The sequence below is a fragment of the Rhodococcus sp. no. 34 genome, from assembly GCF_054589475.1.
In genome coordinates this window covers 653142-661139 of sequence record NZ_BAAILK010000041.1, presented here as the reverse complement: position 1 = coordinate 661139, position 7998 = coordinate 653142, and the positions used below count along the sequence as shown (strand labels likewise).

At 64.1% G+C, this 7998-nt stretch carries 5 protein-coding genes; 3 read left to right on the top strand and 2 right to left on the bottom strand.

Annotation, left to right across the window (positions count from 1 at the left end; translation table 11 throughout):
• The coding region (locus ACYP01_RS20515; RefSeq protein WP_459682055.1) for a S9 family peptidase at positions 1-1767 on the top strand (1767 nt) is incomplete at its 5' end.
• Here the strand turns inward: ACYP01_RS20515 and ACYP01_RS20510 are convergent.
• Entirely contained in the window at positions 1757-2689 is a 933-nt protein-coding gene (locus ACYP01_RS20510) for a hypothetical protein (RefSeq protein ID WP_065352063.1), read from the bottom strand. The two genes, ACYP01_RS20515 and ACYP01_RS20510, sit on opposite strands and share 11 nt — an antisense overlap.
• A 245-nt stretch (positions 2690-2934) precedes the next feature.
• Between ACYP01_RS20510 and ACYP01_RS20505 the strand changes: the two genes are divergently transcribed.
• The gene (locus tag ACYP01_RS20505; protein WP_459682053.1) at positions 2935-4113 is read left to right on the top strand and encodes a DUF6745 domain-containing protein; all 1179 of its coding nucleotides are present in this window, start codon (positions 2935-2937) and stop codon (positions 4111-4113) included.
• Between the two features lie 45 nt (positions 4114-4158).
• Positions 4159-4614 carry a hypothetical protein gene (locus ACYP01_RS20500; RefSeq protein ID WP_003943690.1) on the top strand — a complete coding sequence of 152 codons (456 nt, stop codon included), beginning with the start codon at positions 4159-4161 and terminating at the stop codon, positions 4612-4614.
• A gap of 173 nt (positions 4615-4787) precedes the next feature.
• Here the strand turns inward: ACYP01_RS20500 and ACYP01_RS20495 are convergent, their stop codons facing one another.
• The gene (locus ACYP01_RS20495) at positions 4788-7955 is read right to left on the bottom strand and encodes a (Fe-S)-binding protein (protein ID WP_073512914.1); all 3168 of its coding nucleotides are present in this window, start codon (positions 7953-7955) and stop codon (positions 4788-4790) included.
• Positions 7956-7998: the final 43 nt, after the last annotated feature.

Genomic DNA, 7998 nt, shown 5'->3' with positions numbered 1-7998 from the left:
GGTCTCGACAACCAACCCGTCGACATCCTCCCCGCGCCGTGGAACGCGCGAACCAGGGTTCACGAGTACGGCGGTGGCGCCTGGACGGTCACCGAGTCCGGAAAACTGGTCTTCAGTGAATTCTCCGATCAACGGGTGTACATCCTCGAAGGAGTCACTCCACGGGCTCTGACGCCCGAACCGGCGTCGCCGGCCGCGTGGCGATACGCAGACCTGCAGATCGTGAACGGCGAGGTGTGGGCGGTTCGGGAAGCGCACGCGGAGGACGGGGCGATCACTCGCGATATCTGCGCGATTCCGCTGGACGGTTCCGGCAACATCCGCTCGATCGTCGGCGGCTCGGACTTCCTCTCGTCACCGAGGCTTTCGCCGAGTGGAATCAAGATCGCCTGGATCGCATGGAACCATCCGCAAATGCCCTGGGACGGTACCGAACTGCGGGTAGCTCCACTCGTCGACGGCGTCGCTCAGGCGTATTCCGTGCTGATCGGCGGACTTGAAGAGTCCGTCCTGCAGCCGGAGTGGATCACCGACGACGAACTCTACGCAATCAGCGATCGCAGCGGCTGGTGGAACATCTATCGCGTCGGCGGCAAGATCAGCCCGATTTGCCCGGTGAACGCGGATTTCGGTGGCCCGCAGTGGCGCTTCGGTGGGCGCTGGTTCGTCGAACTCGGCAACGGGCACCTTCTCACCGCACGCACCGTCGGAACCGACACGCTGGCGGTACTCGACCCGGCGTCGGGGGAACTGCGCGACATCGCGACCCCGGGTGTCACCAGCATCGGCCTCATGCAAGTTCGCGGCGATCGGTTACTGCTCATCTCGGGAGGCGCGAAACTGGCGGGCGCGCTACGTGAACTGGACCTCGGTACCGGCGAACTCACCGAAATCCGTTCGTCGGTCGAAGAATTGCCCGAGTCTGCCTACCTTCCGGAAGCGCGAGCCGTCGTGGCTCACGGACACGGGCGAGAAGTTCACGCCGTTGCGTATCCGCCGCGCAGTCCGCGATACAAAGGGCTCGACGATGAACGACCGCCGTATGTCGCGTTTGTTCACGGTGGGCCGACGGCGCACGTCGCACCAGCCCTCAACCTCGTCTACGCCTTCTTCACCAGCCGCGGAATCGGCGTCGTCGACGTGAACTACGGCGGGTCGACCGGTTACGGACGTGAGTACCGTAATCGATTGCGTGGTCAGTGGGGTGTCGTCGACGTGCAGGACGTCGTCACCGCCGTCAACGGGTTGGCCGAGCAGGGGCTTGCCGATCCGGCCCGCCTTGCCATCGAAGGCGGATCCGCCGGTGGTTGGACCGTTCTGGCCGCACTGACGACGTCCGACGTGTTCGCTTGTGGTGCTTCCTATTTCGGCGTGGCCGAACTGGACCTGTTCGTGCAGGAAACTCACGATTTCGAATCGCGTTACGTCGACGGTTTGATCGGCCCGCTGCCGGAATCTGCCGACCTGTACGCGGAACGTGCTCCACTCAACAACGTCGACGGGTTGAACTGCCCGGTGTTGCTTCTCCAGGGTCTCGACGATCCGATCGTGCCACCCTCGCAGGCGGAGCGATTCCGGGATGCTCTGGTGGCCAAGGGCATTCCGCACGCGTACCTGGCCTACGAGGGTGAATCTCACGGATTCCGCAAGCAGTCGACCATCATCAGCTCACGCAACGCCGAGCTGTCCTTCTACGGGCAGGTGCTCGGATTCACTCCACCCGGCATTCCGACGCTCGAGCTGTGGAAGCCTGCGATCAGTAGCTGACGGCCCCGTGGCTGCGCGCGAAGGCCGCCAGGATCCGACTTGCCACCAGTGACGGGGTCGACAGGTCGGCCCACGTCCACCTCGCGACCTCCCACCCTGCGTCACGGAGTCGGTCTTCGCGGAGCTTCTCGTTCCAGAGCGCGTCCTCGGGGCTGCGACCGGCGGGCACCAGTCGGCCGTACTTGATGCGGCCGTCGAACTCTCCGATGGTGCGCTGCTCACGCCACAGGAAGTCGACGCGGCCGGCGAACCCTCGAGCGTCGTGGATGTCGACCTGGGGTTCGGGGAGCGGTAAGTGTTCGTGCAGGAACAATGCGAGGCTCCGTGATTCACCGACGCTTTCGATACGGGAGTCCATCGCGGTGAGCGCGTGGAGCGCATGTCGATGGCGCGGATCGTTCGGGCTGAGTGCCAGCGATGCTGCAACCGCGTCCTTGGGCAACCTTGAACGGTGCAACGCTGAATTGCCCACGACGAGAGCCTGTTCGAAAGTGAGTGTCCTCGCGAGATCCGCAACAGTTCGTGCCGGAGTCGTGACGCGCAGCCCATCGACTTCGGTGATCTCGTTGTCCGCCAGCCATGTCGAGTGCACGTGACGTCGAGCGGACTTTCGGCCACCACCTCGCCGGTTCCGGGACAGGTGAACGACCTCGAGCGGAGTGTTCCAGAGTTCGAAACCGTGCAGAACCGCAGCCGAGACGTGGCTGACAGTGGCACCGGGTGAAGCGGCGCAGGCCACGGCCTCTGCCCGCAATCGATGTCGTCCGTATGCGTCGAGGCGGGACAGGTGGCCGCTGTCCACGTACGCACCACGATGGATTCTGGCCCAGGTTCCACTAGCGCAGGCCTGTCGGATCTCGGCATCGGTGCGACCGATCGACAGTTGGTCCGGCCTGCGGATGATATGTGTCTGTTCCCCCATGTCGATCGATATTGCTGTGCCCGGCGCTGGAAAGGAAGCCGTGACCCCGGGGGTGTGGATAGCCGTGAGTGAACCCCACTTGTCCACAGCTCGAACCGGTTTCGCGTCGCTGGAGAGGGTGTTCGGTATGGGGAAACGGTGGCAGGTTCCCGGTGTCGCGCTCTAGGAAACCCTTGCGTCCGGAGCGTTCGCGTGCCAGGCTGTTCAACTATGACTACAGGAAAGGCGGACACCGCCACCGTCTCGTGAGCGCCGCACCGATTCGCTCGTCGGCATCACATCGAGCGACATTGCCCGAGAACTTCAATCTCTTCGATGAAGACAGTCTGGCCCTGGAAAAGATCCGCGACGTGTGGCTGAAACGCGGATTGTGTACTCGTCCTGCTGATCGAAACACCGCAGAAGCCTCTGTCGCGCAACTGTATCGACGCTCCGGGCTCCCGAAACCGGAGTTCGTCTGGGTCCCGTCGCCGTCTGCTGGTTCGGACCTGATCGTCACCGAAGGACTGTCGACCAAGATGTCATTGGACGGCACCGGCCTCGACTGCGCTTCCGGGTATATCGCGAGCATGTTTGCGGCATCGCGCCGACGCATGGACGCGCGAATCGAATGTCGGAGAACTGGCTGGCAGATGGAACGCCGGCAGGGGGAGCGCCTGATCAGGGCGTCCATTCGGGAATCGTTGCACACCACGCTGTTCGACGGCGTCGCAGCTGCGATACGAACGATGTTGACCCCGGTGGCCGGGGAAGTGACCTGGTACGGGCAGCAGGACGCACATCGAATCGCGTACTACGACACATGCCATCGATTCGGTCTTGCGACCTTCCGCTCGGAAGACCGTGAACTCCTCGACGTGCAGACCGCACTGGCTGACTCGACCGGGTGGTGGTGGGCGTTCGACGACGTGTGCATCATGGCGGAACGACCCACGGCCTTACATGCCGAACCGATTCCGGGCAGCGCGCAGGGGGCACGGCGCTTGCATCATTCTGATTCCCCCGCAATCGAATTCGTAGACGGTACAAAGGCGTTCGTTCTACACGGAGCGATCGTTCCAGACTGGGTGGTGCTCGACCCCACCGCCGAACGCATCGCACACGAGCGCAATGTAGAGATCCGTCGATGTGCAATCGAGCGGATCGGGTGGGATTCCTACATCGAGCTGGCGGGCCTGACACTGGTCGACCAAACCGACGATCCCGGTAACGCCGGTTGCCTGCTGCAGCTCTACGCGTCGCCGGAGGGCTGGGGTCGAAGTGGACGGATTCTCCTCGCGGTCAACGGTTCTCTCGAACGCGACGGGCATCGGCGTCGATACGGCCTTCACGTACCCGGATGGTTTACCTCCGCGTTGGATGCCGCCGGATGGACTTACGGCATCACCGGTACCGACTATTCCCGTCTCGTTCGTCGAACCTGAATCTCGAACCCTCTACCCTCAATCCTCAAACCTTGGGTGATACTTATGAACTCGAACATGACCTTGTCCGCTCTCACCAGCCTCACCGGCCTCGATGTCTTCGACTACCTGGACCAGGAAGTGTCCATTCCTGTGATCGACGGACTTCAGGCGCAAGGCGATCTCATCGTGATCCCGTTTTCGCTGCTCGCAAATATCGTGGCGCCTCTGCCATGGACACGCTCTGTGAGAGTGCCGCTCTCCGGCGTGGAACTGCTGCGAAGTGCGGCGGGAGGGAACCCCCACAGTCTGGTTGCAGACGAAGGGGAGTGCACGTGGTCGACGCCGGTGAAAGATGCTCGGGGCCTTGCACTCGGCATGCTCGACACCCGAGTGACCGCGTACCTCATCCACCCGGAGCACGGCGCGACCGGCATCGCTCCGGGACGATACGTCATCGGCCGGCAGCAGGAAAGGGGCGTCGGGCGTGCGCGCGGTGCGGTGATGCTTGTCGCCGATTGACACGCCGGCCTCGAGTTGGCGGGGGAGTGAGCACCACTTGCACAGGGCGAGCACCGGTTTCCGTGTGCTGGACGGTGTGTCGGGTCGAGGGAAAGGGTGCTCGGTCGGCAAAGGCTCCCGCACAAACACGAATGCCCTCACCGTCACGGTGAGGGCATTCGCGTGTGGTGCGCTTACTTCTTGCGGCCAGGAGCCTTCGCGCCGGCCTTGAATCCGAGTCCGCCTGCCTTGGGGGCGGGCGGCGCGGCAGCAGGCGCCGGAGCTTCCGCGGGTGCGGACGCCTCAGCAGGCGCTTCAGCGGGTTCTGCCTTCACAGGTTCGGCCTCGGGAGCCGGGGCCTCTGCAGCCGGCGCCGGGGCCGCAGCGGGAGCTGCCTTCCGGGCACCGGGAGCCTTTGCGCCCGACTTGAATCCGAGTCCGCCGGCCTTGGCAGCAGGCGGAGCCTTCGGGGCTTCCGCCTCGGCGGCCGGAGCCTCTGCCGGTGCAGCCGGAGCCTCTGCCAGAGCCTCTGCCGGAGCAGCAGCAGGTGCTTCAGAAGCAGGAGCAGCCTTTGCACCAGGAGCCTTGGCCCCACCCTTCATCTGCAGTCCCTTGCCGCCGGGTGCCTTGGCGCCGGACGCCAGGCCCAGACCCTTCGGCTTGGCGACGGGTGCAGCAGCTTCGGGTGCAGCAGCCTCAGCAGCCGGAGCTTCCGCTGCCGGCGCGGCAGCGGCCTTTGCTCCGGGTGCCTTGGCGGCGCCCTTCATCTGCAGTCCCTTGCCGCCGGGTGCCTTGGCCCCGCCTGCCAAGCCGAGACCCTTGGGCTTTGCGACAGGTGCTGCCGGTGCAGCAGCTTCGTCAGCGGGAGCTTCCGCGCTTGCGGCGGGAGCCGCCTTCTTGGCGCCGGGAGCCTTGGCCCCGCCGGCCATTCCGAGCCCCTTGCCGGGTGCCTTGGCGCCGGGAGCTTTTGCACCTGGTGCTTTGGCGAGGCCCTTCATGGCCAGACCCTTGCCTGCCGGTGCAGCCTTGGCTTCCGGAGTCGCGGCAGCTTCCTCGACTTCGGCGACCCGATCCTGCTCGACGGTCTCAGCCTTTGCCTCAGCAGCGACCGGTGCCTTCTCGCGTGGGATCACCTTGATGTTCTCGCCGAGCTGGGCGGGATCGAGACGAGTGACGGAGTTCAGCATCAGCTGCGCGACGTCGACGACCTCGACGCCTTCGCCCTGGCCTTGCTCCTGGCGGGCAGTGACGCCGTCGGTGAGCATGACGCGGCAGAACGGGCAACCCGTGGCGATCTTCTTGGGGTTGGTGGAGAGCGCTTCGTCGACGCGGTCGACGTTGATGCGCTTGCCGATGTTCTCTTCCATCCACATGCGAGCACCACCGGCACCACAGCACATGGAACGTTCGCCGTGACGCGGCATTTCGACGAGCTTGGAGCCTGAGGCTTCCATGAGTTCACGGGGAGCGTCGTAAACCTTGTTGTGGCGTCCGAGGAAGCACGGGTCGTGGTAGGTGACGTCTTCGCTCACGGACGCAACCGGGATCAGCTTCTTCTGGCGCACCAGACGGTTGAGCAGCTGAGTGTGGTGCACGACCTCGTAGTCGCCGCCCACCTCCGGGTACTCGTTGCCGAGGGCGTTGAAGCAGTGCGCACAGGTGACGACGATCTTGCGCTTCTTCTGCTCGATACCGTCGAAGACCGAATTGAGCATCTCGATGTTCTGCATCGCGAGCTGCTGGAACAAGAACTCGTTGCCGGCACGACGTGCGGAGTCGCCGGTGCAGGTTTCGTCGGCGCCGAGGACCATGAACTTCACTCCCGCGGTGGCGAGGAGTTCGGCAACGGCCTTGGTGGTCTTCTTGGCACGGTCTTCGTAGGCGCCGGCGCAGCCGACCCAGAAGAGGTACTCGTAGTCCTCGAAGCTGTCGGCGTCCTTGCCGAAGACGGGGATCTCGAAGTCCATCTCGTTGATCCAGTTGAGGCGATCCTTGGAGTTCTGACCCCAGGGATTGCCCTTGTTCTCGAGGTTCTTGAACAGGCCGGCGAGCTCGGAGGGGAACTCCGATTCGATCAGGACCTGGTAGCGACGCATGTCGATGATGTGGTCGACGTGTTCGATGTCGACGGGGCACTGTTCGACGCAGGCGCCGCAGTTGGTGCAGCTCCACAAGGTTTCGGCGTCGATGACCGGGGCCATCTCGCCTTCGACGGTTTCACCGACGAGCTTGCGGTCGGCCTCGAGGCGTGCCGCCTCGGGGATGGCTGCGAGGGCGCCTTCCTTGACATTGCCTTCGCTGTCGACGAGACCGATCTCGTCGCCGCCCATGTCCTTGCGTCCACCAGCGAGCAGGTACGGGGCCTTGGCGTAGCCGTGGTCACGCAGCGACATGATGAGCAGCTTGGGCGAGAGCGGCTTTCCGGTGTTCCACGCGGGGCACTGGGACTGGCAACGACCGCACTCGGTGCAGGTGGTGAAGTCGAGCCAGCCCTTCCAGGAGAAGTCTTCGATGTTTCCGGCGCCGAGAGTGTCGGTGTCGGGGTCGACGTTCTCCATCGTCAGGACTTTGCCCTTGGACATCATGGGCTTTGCCGCGCCGAGGGCGACGGTGCCGTCGTCTTCACGCTTGAAGTAGATGTTGAAGAACGCCGAGAAGCGGTGCCACGCGACGCCCCAGGTGATGTTGCGGCCCACGATCGCGAGCCAGATCATGCCGGTCATCAGCTTCACGAATGCGAACACCGAGATCATGACGGGGCTGGCGGGAAGCAGTTTCGCGACCTGCATGGTGAAGAAGTCGGTCCACGGGTTGGCGTGACCGTAGGTCGCGATCTTGCCTGCCTTGACCATGATCATGCCCAGGCCCTCGAGCAGGACGATGCCTTCGATGACGTAGGCAGCCTTGAAGTTGGAGCCGCCGAAACGGGACAGGCGCGCGGGCAGACGCGGGTGGTTGAGCTGACGGATCACGATCAGCGTGGTGATACCGATGACGGTGCCCAGGCCGAGGATCTCGTCCCACAGGTGCCACGCCCACGTGTTACCGAAGATGGGCCAGTGGAATTCGGGGTTGAACGTCTGGCCGTAGGCCTCGAACCACAGCAGGAACCCACCGAGGAAGCCGACCATGACGAGCCAGTGGGCCCAGCCGACGCTGCGGAACTTGTTCATGCGCGTGTGCGCGATGAACTCGATGATCATCTGCTTGAAGCGAGGGAAGAACGGGCGCCATCGATCGGGTGCCGACTGGCCGATGCGCACGGTGTTGAACATCCTCAGCGCGCCTGAGAGGAAGATGTACCAACACACCAAGCTCAGCAGAGCACCAATCGTGCCCAACGTAATCGTCAGGGCATTCATGTCGCGGCCTTTCGTTTCAGGGCGACGCGTCGGCCACCTCGGG